A 17,725-nucleotide genomic window follows, 5' to 3' on the forward strand; every position below is an offset into this window, starting at 1 on the left:
GTGGTTAGTTAAGATTAAAGTCCTGGAGTCCTGATTTCCTCTTCGTTATCATTTTCGTTTCTGCGGTCTGCATCAGAGTCCGGGCTTAGGCTTGCCTCGTCGTCTTGTCCCATGTCATCGCTGTCCCAGTTCCTGGTTCCGGCATTTTTACGGTCTGCAGAGAAATTATCCGAATGAGCAGTACGGCTTGGATCGCTGTCTGTTTCCGGAGTGCGTCGTGATTGTGATGCGTCAGAAGATCTGTCTGCAGAAGCATTCCTTGCTTCATTGTCTCTTGATTGAGAGCTTAAATTTTGTTCCTGTGGGTTACGGCCGTCCTGGCTGTTGTTCCCTTTTGTGTTGTTTTCCATGATTTTATTTTTTATAAATTAATAGGACTCCAAAGTTATCGTAGCAATACACTTATTTCTTTATAGGCTTGAAAGCCAATGCTTATATAATTTCCACTAGTGCATTTCATCGATAAATATCCTGATAATGGCGGTTCCCAAATGCTCCAAAATGCAAAAAACCCGCTTGTAAAGCAGGCTGTTCTTTAAGTTTTGAATGATTCGTTAAGAGGGAATATAAATGTCAAATCGGGTGCCTTTTCCCAGTTCGCTATGAACCGTAATGACTCCTTTGTGGTTTTCGACAATTCGTTTTACAATGGATAATCCGATTCCGGTACCTTCAAATTCGTCTTTGCTGTGCAGGCGTTGAAATACCTGAAAAATTTTGTCGCTGTATTTTTGATCAAAACCAATCCCATTGTCGGTTACCGAAATGTGGCAGCCTTTTTTGCCGTCCAGGAAAGAGCAATTTTTGACTTCGTCTGTTTTTATCGTAATGCGTGGTGGTACACCTGGTTTTGCAAACTTTAGGGAATTGCCCACAAGGTTGTGCATCATCTGCCTGAACTGGAACGGGATGATTTCGGCAGTGCAGAGTTTTTCCGAAATAATACTCGCATTAGTCGCGATGATTTCTTCTTTAAGGTCTTCCCGGACTTCATCAATGATGATGTCGAGGTCAACAGTCTCAAATTTCTGATGCGCTGCATTGGCGTTGCTTCGCGAGTAGGCAAGCAGGTCGTCGATAAGTGTCTGCATCCTGTTGGCTGCTGACTGCATCCTGGTGAAAATATCCCTGGCTTTGGAAGAAAGGTTTATGGCTTCCTTCTCGTTAAGATAGGTAACGAATGTCTGTATTTTACGCAACGGTTCCTGAAGGTCATGACTTGATATGTAGGCAAAGGACTCCAGCTCCTTGTTCATCTTTTCGAGCTCCTTGTTTTTGGCTTCCAACTGCTCTGCCTTTTCCTTAATCTGGACTTCAAATATTTTACGCTCAGTCTGGTCGGTCACGACCATCCCTACAGTATGTTGGCTGGGATGTAGTGCCGTAAGCGAAATGTAAACCGGAATGCCCCTTTCGGGTGATACCAGGCAAATCTCGCCCTTTACCTGTCCGGTAAGGCCCTTCTCAAAAAGCTCGTTGAACAATTCGAGCGAATCAGCTTCGATAAATGCGGCGATGGGCTTGCCAATCACCTGGCTGTATTGCAGTCCCAGGAGTTCATGGAAATAGTTATTGGTATACACTATGAGTCCGTCATCGGATAAGGTTACGGCTCCTTCATTAAAGTTTTCTACCAATAAACGATACCCAAAATCCCCGCTTTCAATCGTAAAGATTTCGGGTTTGTCATCCCTTTTGACCGCAAAGGCATCTACCTCACCGGCCTTAATGGCATCGATGAGCTGTTCCGCCTCTTCAAGCTGGAAAGCCAGCCTTTCGTTTTCGGCTAAAAGTTCGTCTATGGTAATCTGCTTTTTCATTTTGTCTTATCAATGTCAATCCCCAGTGCCATCATCACTTTGTCGCAATCCTTTAAGGTGCCTATCAGTATCTTTTTAGGCAACGGATAATGCTTAATCAGCGAAGGGCTGAAAATGACGCTGTGTTCCGTTGCCAGTTCGGGTTGCTTGTAAATGTCAATGATTTCCAAATCATAGGCATCCTTGAGGTGTTCGGCACATATTCTGTTTATATTGCGAATGGCTTCCAATGACTTAGGAGACATACCCGAAACATACAACTGTAGCGATAGCTTTTCTTTGTTAATAGTGCCGGGGTTTGTTTCCTTTTTCATAGTTTCTCCTTATTACGCGAGCGTGCGGATGTTTAAGCCTACCAATACTTTTTCCTCATTGGACAAATCACCTATTATCTTTCGGATAGGTTCCGGTAATTTACGTACCAATGTTGGAATGGCAAATATCTGATCGCCTTCAGCAAGCTGAGGCGTCTTTAGCAGGTCAATCACTTCAATCGAATATTGACCTGGCAGATGCTCTTCGCAATAACGGGTTATATTTTTAAGGGCAAGAATTGATTTGGGCGTCTGCCCTGCAATATAAAGCCTCAATTCCCATCGTTCCTGCTTTGTCATGAGTTGTTTTGTTAGTTTCCTTCGGAGAATTCAATTCCCCTGGTGGTAATATTAAAATTCTGTTCACTATTTGCGTGGCCCATACCACGCGATTTTACAATGTATAGTTTTCGATCCCTTGTACCTTGTTTTTGATCATTGGTCAGCCTAATCCAGGTATCGGCCAACGATGAAACTGCATCTACCGTAGCATCGGTGAATTGCGAATCACCGTTGTGTGTAAGTGAGGTAAAAGTCGAATTGATTTCCCTCATTTTCAAGGTATCCATCAAACGAACCAGCATGGCACGCACCTCAAAAGCATTACCTATCGTTACCAGGCTACTAATAGGATCGACTATAACCGTTTTTGGCTTAATCTCTGCCAACAGCTTATTCATCACCAGCAGGTGCATTTCGAGGCCTTGTAACGAAGGCCTTGAAGCATGTATATGGAGTAGTTTTGATTTAATTAAAGGGCGCAGGTCGATTCCGATAGATTCCATATTACGTACCAGTTGTTCCGGTGATTCCTCAAACGAAAAATATAAAGTCTTCTCTTTACGGGCGCAGCTGCCCTTTGCAAAGTAAGAGGCAATTATTGTTTTAGCAGTTCCTGCCGTTCCCGTAATTAAGGTGCTGCCTCCACGGTAAATCCCTTTGCCCGAAAATAGATTGTCGAGTGCCGGAAGCCCTGTAGAAATGAATTCGGTAGGCGATTTATAATCGAGTTGGAGCGAGGTAATTGGGATGACTGAAATTCCTTCCTCATCAATAAGGAATGGGTATTCGTTGGTGCCATGCGTGCTTCCACGGTATTTTACAATGCGCAGCCTACGCGTGGCTATCTGGTCAATTACACGGAAGTCAAGCAGTATCACGCAATCGGAAACGTACTCCTCCAATCCCTGCCTTGTTAAGGTGCTTTCGCCGCGTTCTCCTGTTATTACGGCTGTTACGCCTTTTTCCTTCAGCCATCCAAACAATCTTCGGATTTCGGAACGCACCATTGCAAGGTTGTCAATGCCCGAGAAAATCGATTCGATGGTATCGAGCACCACGCGCTTCGCGCCAATGGAATCTATCGCATGGTTGAGTCGGATGAACAAACCTTCAAGGTCGTATTCACCGGTTTCCTCGATTTCGGAACGCTCAATACGTACAAAATCGACGCGGAGCTTGTTTTCCTTTTTTAGTTTTTCAAGGTCAAAGCCAAGAGAAGCCACATTTTGGCTAAGGTCTGCCGCAGTTTCCTCAAAGCTCATGAATACTCCGGGTTCGTCGTATTCGGTAATCCCTTTTACCAGGAATTGCGCTGCCATCAGTGTTTTACCACAGCCGGCGCTACCACAAACCAATACAGGGCGTCCTTTTGGAAACCCTCCTTGGGTAATTTCATCGAGGCCATTGATGCCCGTAGGCGTTTTAGGGAAGGATGTCAATTTCTTCATAATTCGATTGGTTAGATCTTAATGGAAAAGTGAAGTTAGGTATTAATGCCCGAATAAAAAAGGGTACCAATAAATCTTATAAATATTTACAAATATTTTGAAACTCTGGCACTTATCATTTTCGGACTATTTTTTCAATAGGTGAGGTTCTCTTTCGTTTGCGCCAACTGAAGGATTTGGGTAGGTCATCACCCAGGAAATAGCCCCATGCCTGGAGCGAATCAACACGGTCAAAAATGACCTTTGCCATTGCCATCATAGGTATAGCCAGGAACATCCCGGCAACGCCGGCAATCGTCCCGGCAACGATGATTCCAACGATGGTGGCAAGCGAATTGATTTCCACCTTGGAGCTTACGACCATTGGCACCAGGAAGTTGTTGTCAATGAACTGGACTACCAAATTCACCACAATAATCCCAATGATGATGGAAAGGTCGCTCGAACCCGTCAACGATGCAATGATGCTCAATACACAGGCCGTCATGATTCCAACATACGGGATGAGGTTCAGCAGTCCTGTGATGACTCCCAACAGTATGGCGTATTTAACTCCGATAATCCAGAAACCTATAGTAGTCAGCGAGGATACTATGAGCAGTTCGAGCATCAGCCCGAGGATATAACTCTGCACCGAAACCTTAATGGTGGCGATGACATCCTTAAGCCGCTCGTGGTGTTTTTCAGCAAACAATTTGGATAAAAAGGAAGCAAAATGCGTTCGGTATAATAGTATCAGGAACATATAAATAGGTACAATCAGCATGCTCAGCAATGCATTGGTAAATGACATCAGCGTAGCGCCGACCAGTTTCTTGCCACCGCCTAAAGGACCATTGGTAGTTTCCTTGACAAATTTGTCCTGCTCTGCCTTGCTGACATTAAAAGTTTCGGTTATATAGGTTTGTAAGTGCTGGTAATGCAGCGATACATTTTCCTTTATCTTTTCCCAATCATCCGCCATGTGGGCAATTTGGGTCGAAATGAAATAAAAAACCCCGCCAATCAGCAATGAAAAAAGCAATACAGAAACAAGGCATGCCAAGGCATTTGGGAATCGTAATCTTTCCTGCAGGAATGAAGCCACCGGGCGAAGCAGTATCGCAAACAGCATCGCAATCAGCAACGGGCAGATGATGTCCTGCCCAACGTTGAGCAGGTAGCCTAAGGCAAGGATGATGATCAGGGCGTAGGCAAACTTAGCCTCAAAGGCAAGGCGAGGTAGTGCTGTTGGCATGATAGCGTTTGTTTTAGATTTTAGGGGTTAAAACTAAAGAAACACAATTTACAATGCCTTACACAATTTAAAGGGAGTGTTACAAGATTTGGTGACAGATAATAAATTTTATAACAAATTCCGAAAACCCTATAACACACCATGCTAGTCTTTTATGAAACTTTGTAGTAGTTAATTATTAATCTAAAAACACTAGCCATGACGGACATTATTAAAACCATCGAAAACTTCCTGGGCTTCGGGGATACTGAAGAAAAGGAAACACCAAAAGAACCAAAACCAGCTGTAAAAAAAGCGCCGGCGAAAGCTAAGGCTGCTCCTAAAAAAACAGCTACGGCTTCGAAAACAGCCAAAACAACAACTGCAAAGGCAGCCACCGTAAAATCAGCGACAGCGCCGAAAGCTGCCACAACTGCTAAAAAAGCAACGCCCAAAACTGCAGCCAAAAAAGCAACAGCAACTAAAACAGCAACCGCTACTGCTAAGCCAAAAACTGCTGTTAAAGCAAAAAGTACAGCTACCGCAAAAGCAACTGCAAAAAAATAATGGTTACATCCATTTCGGGAAGGCCCCGCACTTCGGTGTGGGGTTTTTTTATTCGGGCTGTTGGATTTATTCTGTTGTTTTGAATTCTATCAGATAAGGTTTGAGCCTTACTCCGTTTTCCTTTCGGAAATTGTTGGAAATCAATATTTGATAATGCTGATTGGGCTGTAAGTCGGCCTCAAAAGTCCAGGACTTACCATCCTCGCTAAAATACCTAAAGGGTTTGATTTTAGGGCAGTAATCCTGCCCAAGAGGTCCAAAATCCAAGCCTGTATTGTGTTTGAGTAAAGGTTCCGAAAAATGGACGGTGATTTTTGTCAGCCCCGGTTTAACATTCTGGTTCCCATTTTCAAATGGCGCCAACATTGTTACCGCGGGTCTTTGACGCTCGTAATCACTATAAAGTTCTTCCAGTGATTTTGGGAATAGGTTGGTCAAATCTACAATGCGTTCCACCTGTTTCTCATCGGTATAATCCAATTCAATAAGTTCCTTGATTGCTTTCGTTTTGTCTTTGGAAAGATTGTAATAACGTTCACAAATTTCATAACCAATATAATAACCCAAATCCCTTACTTTGAATTTGTTGGTATTTTCTCCCCATATCCAATTGTTGTTGTTGCTCATGAGGAACAGGTCGGAAACAAATTGGTCCACTACAATTTGCCGATTGGCTTTTCCAAACTCAATGGCAGGAGCATTCGATTTTTCTCCGCTTGCCTTACACGAAACAAATTCGGCAACCCCTTCATACAGGCACATCGAAAGCAGGTTTTGAACCAATTCCTTTTGTTGGGTATGGATGTATTCATGGGTACACAAAAGGGGAAGTTCCTTTATTGGATTCTGGGTTTTGTAGAAAGGCTGCCTCCAGGCTGGCAGCTCGTCAATTATAGTAGTTTTGTCTGCCAATGACAATTCACTCCCAATCAAAACCTTTTTTTCCTGAGCCGTTCCGCCGGCCCGGAAAGCACCTACAGAAAAATAAATGGGCACCGGCTTTAAGTCGGGATAAGCTTTTTGAAGCTTTTGGATATTGGCAGCTATTTCTGGGTAAAGGTTTTTTACCTGCAGCATGTTCGGCCGAATCGAATTCCAAAATTTTGGATGTTGGGTTATCCGATCCATAAATTCGATTTCGGAATAATGGCGGACTTCAATCATTCCTTTCAATCCGGGTGTTGCTTTGTCAAGGTAAAGGTCTCTTAAAAAGGCATACTGACTTACGCTATCTTTTGCCGCAATGATTTTGTCGTACGCGTTCCAAAAATTGTCGATGTCCGTGGATACAAAAACCTGTTTGCTTCCCTGCGCAAATGAAAGGGACGTCAAACTTAAAAGAAGTGCAAAACAAATTACTTTTTTCATATCATGAGTGCTGTAAAGCCAAGTTAAATAAAAATGGAATAGGAATTAAAAAGCCTGTATATTTTTTAAAACCCGATACGAAAGTATCGGGCTTTTCAATGCACATAAATTCATTGTGGGAAATCAGGTGCGTGGTATTTAAAAGTTTCGACGGAGGTATTTTTCTGCGTTGCCATAGAAAAATGCGTCTTTGTAAGGTGCCAGTTCGGGTTGGTCAAATAGTTCAATATATCTTTTGAGGTACACCCTGTTTTTCCCTTCCTGGAAGAGCATGTGCCAGTCGCTTCCGTACATGATCCGTTCTGCGAATTTCGGACTCACCTCAAAAAGCTTTTTGAGCCTTTTGGTAAATAGTTTTTTTGCATCATCGTCCATATTCCCATAATCATCAATAATCTCGTCAAGATAGGAGGCATCGCAATACACATTGTCGTATTTCACACAAAGCTTGTACACCATGGCAGCATAAGAATTATTCCAGTTTGCCATCTGGGCTGCCTTTTCATTTTTTATGTTGGCTGCCAAAATTAAATCGGGGTCGGTGATATCGGTACTTGGGTCATTCTTGGCAAACCAGCCATGGCCACCACCGGCATGTCCAAGGCATAGAATCAGGTTGGGATATTTCGCTAAAGCCTCTTCCCAGAAAACAGGATTGGAATTATATCCTGACAACGGCCATGCCTCAAAACCCTGATTGTTGCAATGGGTAAATACCGGAATGTTATGGGTTTGGCAATGCGCAAAAAGGGCTTTTATCCGATCTGCATAAGGACCGCCGGATGCCTTATAGCCTAGAGGTGGATAAAATTTCACCCCTTTGAATCCGTTTGCCCTGGCATTTTCGATAATCTCAAGCCAGTTTTTCCGTGCCGGATTAAAGGCAACAAAACCAATCAGTTTGGGGAAGTCATCGTTCAGCTTTTTCATATTCTGCACCTGCTGGGTTGCAAAATTAAAGCGCGAACGGTACAATAAATCTTCGTCTTCGGTATCAGGGTCTTCGTTTAGGAAACGATCCACATCCATCATCAGGTGGAGGTAGGCAACCACGCCCGGTTCGTCTTTTTGTTCAATGTATTTATAGATGTCTTTTTCGCTGTTGGTCATAAAGAGGAACCATTTTCCATAATTGACAGCAGCGTTTATAATGCGTATCACCTTGTTAATCATACGTTGCAGCAAACCAGCCCGATGCCGTTTTAACGCCTCATCGTCTTCATAATCAACTATCATAAAAAAGTCTCCGCTCCTGAGCTCCTGTTTTTCATACTCGTCGATTGCCACACTCAGATCGCCCGACTTTAAATCGCCCACCACGGCAAACTGGGTAATGGCGTTGGCAATTTCATCATCAGACAGGTCTGCAATTTCATCCATGCCGTAGTCAATAGGTTCCCAGTCGTCAATGTATACCGTCACGGAAGTGTTGTCTTCATCATCCTTATACTTCAGGATGCCCTGTATTCCGGCTAATGGGTACGACTCCTTGGTATGCCTCAACAGTAATGATTCGACTCCTTTGGCAATGAAATGCGGAATCTTATGTCGTTTCAAAATCCCCGCAACGGGCAGGTATTTCAGGTTGAACATGTGGCTGTGGATGTCGACGATTTTCTGCATGATTTCCAGATTTTAAGTGAGGGTTAAAACACAGGGGCAGTTGTATTTAGCCTTATAAAAATAATAAAAAAATCTTACAAAAGGAACTATGGCTGATTTTAAAATTGCTTAAGCCTAATTTAGTTTTGCTTGAACTCCGATAGTGCGGATTTATAATCCATGCCCACGAATGCAAATTAAAACCACGGAATAGAATTCCCCACTATTGTACTCACGATTTATAGCTATATTTGAACCTCTAATCATAGCGTCAAAAATGTTTGCCAACTATCATTTACGAAAGGTTCTGCTTATTATTATTCTGTTGTTTGGGCTTAATGCTACTGCGCAGCCCGTTAAAAAGGAAGACTGTGACAACCTAATCAAATCGGGGGTTGAGGCGCTTAACAAAAACCAGCATACCCATTCCTTAGAGCTATTGATGAAGGCACGTAACCTTGCCAAAAACAACGACTGGGATACTCAGGAGTTTTTGGCACTTAATAATATTGGCGCCAATTATTACAAGCTTTTGGAATATGGCGAAGCACTCAATTATTACCTCGAGGCCTACACCCTTGCCATCAAAAAACTCACACCCAAGGATGAAATGACAGTGTTGAACAATATCGCCATCCTGTATTGCGAGGAAAAGAAATACAGCCAGGCAAGCGATTATTTTAAACGCGCTTATGCCATTGCCAAGGAGAATAACGAACCGGTAAAAGTGGGTTTGTATGCCATGAATTTAGGCAACCTTGCAGCCGATATGGGTAATCCCCAACTGGCGCAAAGCTATTTTAAGGAAGCATTGCAGATCCTGCCCAAGGACTCCGACTTTATGCCTCTTGTCAAAATCGGGCTTGCCAATGGGAGTTTGCAGCAGGGGAAAACAAAAGAGGCGCGGGAAGCGGCACTCAATTTACTGACGACCACCAAAGACCTGGATTTTTACCATATCGACATCGACCTGCTGACCATTATTGCCAAGTCCTATCTTGCCGAAAATGAACTGCAGAAGGCAACTACTTATGTCAATACCATCCTGGCGAAGAAACCCAATCTGGAAGTCAGGATTGAATTGTTCCAACTGCTTACCGAAATCAACAGCAAGGGGAAGCATTATGATTTGGCACTCCAATACAAGGACTCATTGTTTGATGCTACACTTAAGCTCAACGAAATCAAGAACAGCAAACTGTATGAAAACAGCAAGATCAAATTTGAGCTTCAGAATTACAAAAACCAGTCGATGCTCAATGAGGCGAAACTCCTCAACGAACGAAAGGCATTTTATGCCATACTGCTGTTTATCGTGTTGGGGGTTTTACTCGCCACCTGGACACTGTGGAACCTTTCGCAAAAGCACAAACAAAAGAAACTGATAGCCGAACGCAACGAGCAGATCCTGGCATTGGAACTGGAAAAAGAGAAAAATGAATCCTTGCTGCTTGAAAAGCAGTTCAATGAAAACAAGGCCATTTCGTTGTTGGAACAGGAGAAGTTAAAGAATGAAGTCGAGTTAAAAAACAGGAAGTTATCGGCGAAGGCTTTGTACCTTTCAGGAAAGAACCAGATGATTGAAGAAATATTGTCGGAGCTGTCTACGCTGCAGCAGGTTTCGAAAGACAGCAAACTCGACGCCCACATACAGTCGCTCAAGGACCAACTGAAGAAAGACAACGAATGGGATAATTTCATTACCCATTTTGAGGAAATGAATCAGGGTTTCCTTGATGCCCTGAAATCAAAACACACGACCTTAACCATAAATGACATTCGATATATCTCCTATATCTACATGAATTTAAGCACCAAGGAAATTGCGTCGATGCTCAACATCACGCAGGAGTCGTGCCGAAAAAGAAAGGAAAGGGTACTTTCCAAAATGGGATTGCCTAAGGATGTAAACCTTTACGACTACTTAACCTCGCTGTAATAGTCCTGCTTTGTCACAGCAGTTGTCACGTTTTGTCACGCTTCAAAATCGGCTTCAAAAGGGATTATGGTTTAATTTTGATAAAAAATCTAAACTATGACGACAAAAAACTACTCAATCAAATTAATTGCGGTGATGGCATTCCTTATCACTGCCTTCACTTCAAATGCCCAATGCAGTTTTGACCCAACCATTACCGGAAACAGATTGGTGTGCCACGACACCGATGTGGTAACATTGAGCACACAAACCTATGATTCCTATCAATGGTACCGCAGGGAATGGTATTGGGATACACCGAATAACCCTAATCCATGGGTTGCTGTTTCGGGAGCTACCAATCAAACCTTTACTACCAACGGCGCATCAGATTTCTTATTTGAATTTAAGGTTGCCGTTACTTTATCAGGCTGTACAGAAGATAGCCCGTTGGAATTAATCGATGGCTTTGCTTATGGGCTTCCCTATATGATTTCTACATTTGAAGACGGAACGTATGAGCAAATCGACTTTGCCGAATTTAATATATGCGAAGGAGCCACCGTTCGATTGGAAAATGGTTTTACTGTTTATGGAGAACACACCTGGTTTAAATGTGTGCCTTCTACTATTCCGGCAGAGCCAACAGATCCGTGTATCATAAATGGAGCTCACGGACTCACTTACAATGCAACTTCAGACGGTACCTATGGTTTTTATGCCTGTACGACCTATTGCCCTGATCTTTGTGAGTTTTTGGGCGACTTCAACTTTATCAAACTGAACTTTGGAAACTTCTCTTTTTGCGCTTTAGGAACTGAGGATCCGCAGAACCAACTTAATGTAAGTGTGTATCCAAATCCAACCGCACAATTCCTTAATATCGGAAGGCTTCCGGGTACGAATAAAGGCGATTTCACCATTGCCGACATGAATGGGAAAACCGTAAAACAACTCCACAACTTTAGCACCGAAACTCCAATCGACGTAAGTGATTTGGCTTCAGGTACCTATTTATTGGTATTAAAATCCGAAGGGAAAACGTTCAGGAATAAGTTCATCAAGAAATAAAAACAGCACAACTACTCAAAGCCCAATACGAAAGTGTTGGGCTTTTTTCATAAAATTTTATAACACCCAACCCAAAATAATGTAACAATCCATTTCTGAAATCGCAATAATTTGGCTTTTGAAAAACAAACACACCATCAAACCAAAAAAATAATATCATGGATTCAAATTACATTATCGACCGCCTTAAATCTACGCTTTACAAACAACCAACTGTAGCCGTGCTGCAAACAAGACTGAACAACCTGGATGCAGAAAGCAAAGACCGGTTAATCGCCAGCTTAAAGAAACAGATTTACATCGAAAGGAATATGGATATCAAGGAGCACCTTAGCGAATTGATATACCGACTGCCAATTGCATCTTAAAATATAACAACAACACAGAACTAAAACAACAATGAACGAACAACTACACTACCACGATGAACATAACGAGTTTGTAGAAGACTTGTTTGACCAGGAAGGTGCTTTTGGCGAAGCCGACTGCGCCGGACTTTAAATTACGAATGCTATGAAAAAGAAGAAGCCAGGGACGGGAGTGCCTGGCTTTTTTGTTATTAGTTGCATTCTATAATTCTGGGATATAAATGGTGAATACCGCTCCTTCGTTTTCGGTGGCTTCTGCCGTAATGATGCCTTTATGGTTGTCTACAATTTTCTTTACAATTGCCAGACCGATGCCGGTGCCCGAATATTCCACTTTGCCATGCAAACGTTGGAACACCTCAAAAATCTTCTCCTTGTATTGCATGCTGAAACCGATGCCGTTATCGGAAACACTGATCTGATTGTACGTTAAATCGGGGTCGGCTCCCAAACTTATGATAGTTTTGCCCGATATGGAGCTTCCGTTTATTTCAATATAGGGTGCGGTACCATTTTTTTTGAATTTTAGGGCATTTCCAAGCAGGTTGTTTAAAAGCTGCCTGAACTGAAAGGGAATTACCCTGGCCTCACACAAAATATGAATGTCTACTGTGGCATGGGTATCCAAAATCAATTCGCTGTAATCTTCCCTTACTTCTTCCGCCAGTTCCTGAAGGTCCTTTAGGACAAATACCTTATCCGTTAAATTGGTCCGTGAATACTCTAAAAGGTCAATTATCAGCGACTGCATCCTTTTTGCCGCTATATTAATTCGGTCGAAATAGGCTTTGGCTGTAGGGCTAAAATTCATTTCTTCGGTATCCATCATCCTGCTGATGAACGTTTGTATCTTCCGCAAAGGTTCCTGCAGGTCATGGCTTGAAACATACACAAAGGATTGTAATTCGATATTTATCTTTACCAAATTTATATTGTTTATTTCCAATTCGGCAGTACGTTCGATTACCTGTTTTTCCAATTCATCGGTAAATGTTTTTTGACTTTGTATGTCGGTACTGGTGCCCACCCACATTTGTATGTTTCCCAGTAGGTCCTTCTGGGCAATGGCATGGCTAAGCTGCCATCTGTGCTCCCCGTCATGTTTGAGCAATCGGTGCTCAAATATAAAATCGGAACCCGTTGCCATGGCGGTTTTCCATTTTTCCTTATACTCCTCCCTTTCGTTTTGATGTACAAACTGCAGCCAGTCTCCAATTTCAATCGAAAGTGTTGTTTTGCCCGTATAGGTAAAGACCGAAAGGTTATAATAATCGAGGGTACCTACGGCATTTGCGGTCCAGATAAGCTGCGGCATCGAATCGGCCAGTAACCTGAATTTCGATTCATTCTTCATCAAGATTTCCCTACGGTTGACTTCTTCTGTAATTTCTATCAGGGTTCCCACTATTTTGAGGGGTTCATTATTGGCGTCGAAGAATATTTTTCCGTGTGACCTTACCCAACCCGTTTCGCCATTTTGCTTGTTGATGCGGGCCTCATATTTATAAGTCCCTGTCCGCATGGCATGTTCAAAGGCTTTTTCTACAATGTTGACCAGGTCGTCCTGATTGAGCTGTTCCAAGATTTCCTGATAGCTGAGCCTGGTGTTCCTTTGATGCCCAAAAATAGAGGCCAGGCTTTCCGAATGGATCATGCTGTGTGTTTGTAGGTCGAGGTCCCAAGTGGCCATCTGGGCAATTTCCGTTGCCAGCCTTGTCCGTTCTTCAGCCTCTTCCATTTTCTTCCGGGTTTCCACCTTATCCGTTACGTCATTCATAGTAACCAAAACACCTTCAAGTTTCCCCAATTCATCATTTACCGGGCTGTAACTGGAGGTCCAGTAGGTATTCTCTTTTTTTCCTTTCCTAAGGATGGGAAACCATTGGTCTTCATACCATGATGGTTCTCCGTTGGATTTTAGCTTTTCTATAATTGGTAAAATGATGAGCCAGACATCCGATAGTAATGTGGCGCCCGATTTTCCCAGAATCTCGGCATGCTTTTCCTCAATGCCTAAGCTCAGGTGACAGGCATCGTTATAAAAGCAGGTCAATTCATCTCCCCAAAACAGGAACATCGGAAATTTGGAATTAAGCATAATGCCTAATGTAGAACGCAAACCCAATGGCCATATGTCGATAATGCCAACGGGAGTGCCACTCCAATCATTCGAACTGATGATTTCGCCCATGCCACCACTTTTTGAAAGTGTACCTTGCTTTATACTAAACATATTTTTGTACTAATGGATTAATGTAAAAATGCGGAATGTTATGCTGTTTATTTATCCATGCATTTGCTGCCCAAATCAATGGTGAACTTGGTGCCTTTGTTGAGCTCGCTTTTCACCCGTATGCTTCCTCCGGCGGCATTTATTATTTTTTTGGCCAGGTACAGGCCAATGCCGCTGCCTTCGATATCCTGATTAAGCCTTCCGTACATATCAAATATCTTGTCAAGACCTTTGTCTGATATGCCCTTTCCGTTGTCTTCAATAGTAAGGTGGCAGGAAGAGCCTTTGCTGAATGTTGTAATGGTAATTGACGGTGAATCATTATTGCGGAATTTTATGCCATTTGAAATCATATTATAGAGGATGCTCCTTAGGTTCTTTTTTGAAAACTGGATTTCCTGTATGTCAAAGTTTCGAATGATTTTTGTGCCCGAAGCCGCGATTTTGTCCTTCAGGCTCCACTCAATATTGTCAATGATTTCATTTAGGCTTACGGGTTCTATGGTTACCATATCACTTTCTACCTCCGCAATGGTTGCAATATCAGTAATAAGTGAGCGAAATGTTTTAATCGAATTGTCAATGATAACCAGGTATTCCTTAAGGTTTTCATTGGTAGATAGTACTTCCTCATTCATCAATGCAATACTGGCTTCAATATTCCCCAAAGGGGCAAGGAGGTCGTGTGAGGCGGCATGTATAAAGTGGTCAAGGTCTTCGTTGATGCGCAAAAGGCTTTGATTTTTTGTTTTTAATTCTGCCTGCACTTCTTTCAGTTCTGTAATGTCGTTGAATGTGATAATGGCACCGTCATTCCGATGGCTTGCCTGCAGGTAGGGCATTATCATGACCTGGTACCATTTGCCGTTTTCGGCTTCAATTTCCTTACTGATTACACCCCCTTTTTTGAGTACCAATTGCGTATCCGCTATTATTGTTTCGAATTTAATATTGGTCGAAATATGGTTTATCGGCCTTCCGATATCCGTTTCAAGCAGGTTGATGTGCTTGACAGCCCCAGGCGAAAATTTCATCAGCCTGAGTTCGTTATCTATAAAAAGCTGGCCGTTGATATTACTCCTGAAATAATTGTTGAGATCGTCGTTCGTTTCGAGTAGCTCTTTATTCTTTAGCTGATAATCGGTATTTATGGTATGCAGTTCTTCGTTAACGGATTGCATTTCTTCATTGGTACTCTGCATTTCCTCATTGGCAGAAATCAATTCCTCATTAAAGGACTGCATATTTTCATTGGAAGCGTCCAATTTGTCATATGCCGCAATCAACTCCGTTTTTACCTTTTTCAATTCCTCCTCCAATGTTTCGGTATACCTGCCGTGGTATTCCTTTTCATCAAAGATGGGGTATCCTTCCTGGTCTGAACGCAGCGATTGGTTATCATTAAAAACGGCAATAAATCCTTTATGTCCTCCATCAAGCAGCAACGGAGTTACAGAAAGGTTAACCTCCATCACAGCATCATTTTGTTTCACCAGTATGCCTTTTACATGGGCAGCCGTATCAGTCTTTAAAACTTCCTTACTCAGTGCATTGTAGGCTACGGCGAGTGGTTTGGGCAGAAGTTCAATCAAATTTGTATTAAAGTTTTGCTGAAGTAGGTATTTGGAAGTATTCCCATACGATTTTAAAACCGTATTTTCCTGATCAACACATATGGCAAGATAGTCGATTGCAGTAGCCAGGACATTGTTCACGTTGTCTGTCAGTGAATTGTTCATGTATTTCACAGCGTCTTCACGGCTAATGGAGCTATTGCGGCGTACATCCAGCATTTCGGGCAGGGCAAAGGTTTCGAAAGTAGCGCTGCGTTTATTTTTAAGGCTTTTATAAATGCGCCATTTTTTATGAACCACTTCCAGGTTGTCAAGAATGGTCAAAGGGTTTTCGCTTGATCCCAAGAATAAATAACCATTGGTCTTGAGTCCAAAAAGCAGCATGGCATATACTTTCTTCTGTAGGGGTGGAGCCATATATATCAGTACGTTGCGACAGCTGATTAAATGCATGTTGCAGTAAGGAGGGTTTTTCACCAGATCGTGTTGGGCAAATATGAGCATCTTCCGAATTTCGGGTTTGATGGTATAATCGTTCCCGTTTTTGTCAAAATACTTTTTTAAACGTGCATCGCTGATGTTTTGAACCCTGTCTGAGGAATAGATCCCTTTTCCTGCCGAGATTAAGGCAGCTGCGTCAATATCGGTAGCAAAAATCTTAACGATCCTGTCCTTAAACTTTCCGGTAAGCTGTTCCTTCAACACAATGGCTAATGAATACGCTTCCTCTCCGGTGGCGCATCCTGCCACCCAAATTTTAATTTCGTCGCTGGGCGCAAGGTTTTCCAAAATCTGCGGGATAACCGTTTTTTTAATCTCTTCGTAAGACTCTATATCCCTGAAAAATGAAGTCACACTTATCAAAAAGTCCTTAGCTAATGCCTGTACTTCGTCGGGAGAGTTCTTTAGGATTTCCAGGTATTTTTTGAGGTCATAAATGTTTAAGGCAACCGATCTTCTTTTTGTCCTGCGAAGGATGGTTGTCATTTTGTAATCGGAAAAGTCGAAAGGCAGTTTTTCCTTGAGGTAGGCAATAATCAGCGACATTCCTTTTTCTTCGTCCCGGTTATCCTCTTCTATGGTTTGGTTGTGATTGATATAGGATTCGATAGCGAGCGGCATAAATTCAGGCTCGAGGATAAAATCAACCATATCTGTGGCAATGGCATGTGCAGGCATACTGCTGAATTGGGTGGTTTCGGGATTCCTGGCAATGATCATTCCTCCTGCTTCCTTTATAGCCTTAATTCCTTCACTTCCGTCAGAACCCAGGCCTGAAAGTATAATACCGATAGCCTTTTTACCATTGTATGCTGCAAGCGAATTAAAGAAAGTATTAATTGTCAGATGCGGTACCTGCATTTTACTTTTATCGGTTAGGAACAATTTATTGTCCTTGATAACCATGTACTTATTGTTCGGGATAAGGTATACTACATTGGTACACAGAGCCATGCCCTGTTCGGCTTCTTTAATCGCAAGCTTGCTGTGTTTTGCCAATACTTCGGCCATCCTGCTTTTGAAAACACTGGAAAGATGCTGTACGATGACGTATGCCGCACCATCAAGAGGAGTGTGTTCAAAAAAGGTATTAATCTCTTCTAAACCACCTGCCGATGCTCCAATGGCAATAATATAATTTGGCTCTTCCATAACGGTATTATCTATTTTAAATCATTTATCTAAGAACATGGCGGCATTTTCGCTGCAGTTCAAACGCGTGTGTGTAGTTATTCCTATACTATTAAGGTAAAGGCACTACCATTTCTTTTGTCGGGATGATTAGTCGGGACGGATTAATTCAGTACTGAATACAACAGCTAGTATGATTTTGCGTGCTTTGGAATCGCAATAAACTCCTTTTGACTAATGGATATGAAAAGATGTTGAAATCCTTTGTAAGTTACGGCTTTTAAACACCAACTCAACATTATTCAGCGATTA

14 protein-coding genes are annotated in these 17,725 nt (G+C 42.4%); 4 read left to right on the plus strand and 10 right to left on the minus strand.

The annotated features are described in order from the left end of the window. Positions 1–14 precede the first annotated feature (14 nt). The 6 genes from L1S31_RS05250 to L1S31_RS05275 form a co-directional block, all read right to left on the minus strand. Positions 15–350 (minus strand): hypothetical protein, encoded by a 336-nt coding sequence (locus L1S31_RS05250; RefSeq protein ID WP_236463194.1) that lies wholly within the window; start codon positions 348–350, stop codon positions 15–17. 204 nt (positions 351–554) lie between these two features. Then, positions 555–1,820: a sensor histidine kinase gene (locus L1S31_RS05255; protein WP_236463196.1), complete on the minus strand. Its 1,266-nt coding sequence runs from the start codon at positions 1,818–1,820 to the stop codon at positions 555–557. Next, on the minus strand, positions 1,817–2,134 hold the full coding sequence (locus L1S31_RS05260; protein WP_236463198.1) for a circadian clock KaiB family protein: 318 nt from the start codon (positions 2,132–2,134) through the stop codon (positions 1,817–1,819). Before L1S31_RS05260 ends, L1S31_RS05255 begins: the two co-directional genes overlap by 4 nt. Positions 2,135–2,146: 12 nt before the next feature. Beyond that, positions 2,147–2,434, minus strand: a complete 288-nt coding sequence (locus L1S31_RS05265; RefSeq protein ID WP_236463200.1) for a circadian clock KaiB family protein — start codon at positions 2,432–2,434, stop codon at positions 2,147–2,149. A gap of 11 nt (positions 2,435–2,445) precedes the next feature. Then, positions 2,446–3,864, minus strand: coding sequence for a circadian clock protein KaiC (gene kaiC / locus L1S31_RS05270; RefSeq protein WP_236463201.1), 1,419 nt, complete (start codon positions 3,862–3,864; stop codon positions 2,446–2,448). Positions 3,865–3,979: 115 nt separating this feature from the next. Then, positions 3,980–5,101: an AI-2E family transporter gene (locus tag L1S31_RS05275; RefSeq protein WP_236463203.1), complete on the minus strand. Its 1,122-nt coding sequence runs from the start codon at positions 5,099–5,101 to the stop codon at positions 3,980–3,982. 198 nt (positions 5,102–5,299) lie between these two features. Here L1S31_RS05275 and L1S31_RS05280 point away from each other — a divergent pair, with 198 nt between their 5' ends. After that, on the plus strand, positions 5,300–5,647 hold the full coding sequence (locus L1S31_RS05280) for a hypothetical protein (protein ID WP_236463204.1): 348 nt from the start codon (positions 5,300–5,302) through the stop codon (positions 5,645–5,647). Positions 5,648–5,713: 66 nt separating this feature from the next. On the opposite strand, the gene L1S31_RS05285 is transcribed toward L1S31_RS05280, so the two are convergent. Together L1S31_RS05285 and L1S31_RS05290 are read right to left on the minus strand one after the other, a co-directional pair. Beyond that, the gene (locus L1S31_RS05285; RefSeq protein ID WP_236463206.1) at positions 5,714–7,015 is read right to left on the minus strand and encodes a DUF2268 domain-containing putative Zn-dependent protease; all 1,302 of its coding nucleotides are present in this window, start codon (positions 7,013–7,015) and stop codon (positions 5,714–5,716) included. 138 nt (positions 7,016–7,153) lie between these two features. Further along, positions 7,154–8,638, minus strand: coding sequence for an amidohydrolase family protein (locus tag L1S31_RS05290; RefSeq protein WP_236463208.1), 1,485 nt, complete (start codon positions 8,636–8,638; stop codon positions 7,154–7,156). A gap of 256 nt (positions 8,639–8,894) precedes the next feature. On the opposite strand from L1S31_RS05290, the gene L1S31_RS05295 reads away from it, so the two are divergent. The 3 genes from L1S31_RS05295 to L1S31_RS05305 all read left to right on the plus strand — a co-directional run bounded on the left by L1S31_RS05295 (position 8,895) and on the right by L1S31_RS05305 (position 11,974). Continuing rightward, positions 8,895–10,556, plus strand: coding sequence for a tetratricopeptide repeat protein (locus L1S31_RS05295; RefSeq protein ID WP_236463210.1), 1,662 nt, complete (start codon positions 8,895–8,897; stop codon positions 10,554–10,556). Between the two features lie 96 nt (positions 10,557–10,652). Further along, positions 10,653–11,606: a T9SS type A sorting domain-containing protein gene (locus L1S31_RS05300; protein WP_236463215.1), complete on the plus strand. Its 954-nt coding sequence runs from the start codon at positions 10,653–10,655 to the stop codon at positions 11,604–11,606. Between the two features lie 158 nt (positions 11,607–11,764). Next, positions 11,765–11,974, plus strand: a complete 210-nt coding sequence (locus L1S31_RS05305) for a hypothetical protein (protein WP_236463216.1) — start codon at positions 11,765–11,767, stop codon at positions 11,972–11,974. Positions 11,975–12,176: 202 nt separating this feature from the next. Here L1S31_RS05305 and L1S31_RS05310 read toward each other — a convergent pair whose 3' ends face one another. Beyond that, positions 12,177–14,207 carry a PAS domain-containing sensor histidine kinase gene (locus L1S31_RS05310; protein ID WP_236463219.1) on the minus strand — a complete coding sequence of 677 codons (2,031 nt, stop codon included), beginning with the start codon at positions 14,205–14,207 and terminating at the stop codon, positions 12,177–12,179. A 47-nt stretch (positions 14,208–14,254) separates the two neighbouring features. Next, positions 14,255–17,434 carry a CheR family methyltransferase gene (locus L1S31_RS05315; protein ID WP_236463221.1) on the minus strand — a complete coding sequence of 1,060 codons (3,180 nt, stop codon included), beginning with the start codon at positions 17,432–17,434 and terminating at the stop codon, positions 14,255–14,257. Positions 17,435–17,725 lie beyond the last annotated feature (291 nt).

Origin of the sequence: Flavobacterium wongokense, from assembly GCF_021608265.1 — a bacterium.
Lineage (GTDB): Bacteria > Bacteroidota > Bacteroidia > Flavobacteriales > Flavobacteriaceae > Flavobacterium > Flavobacterium wongokense.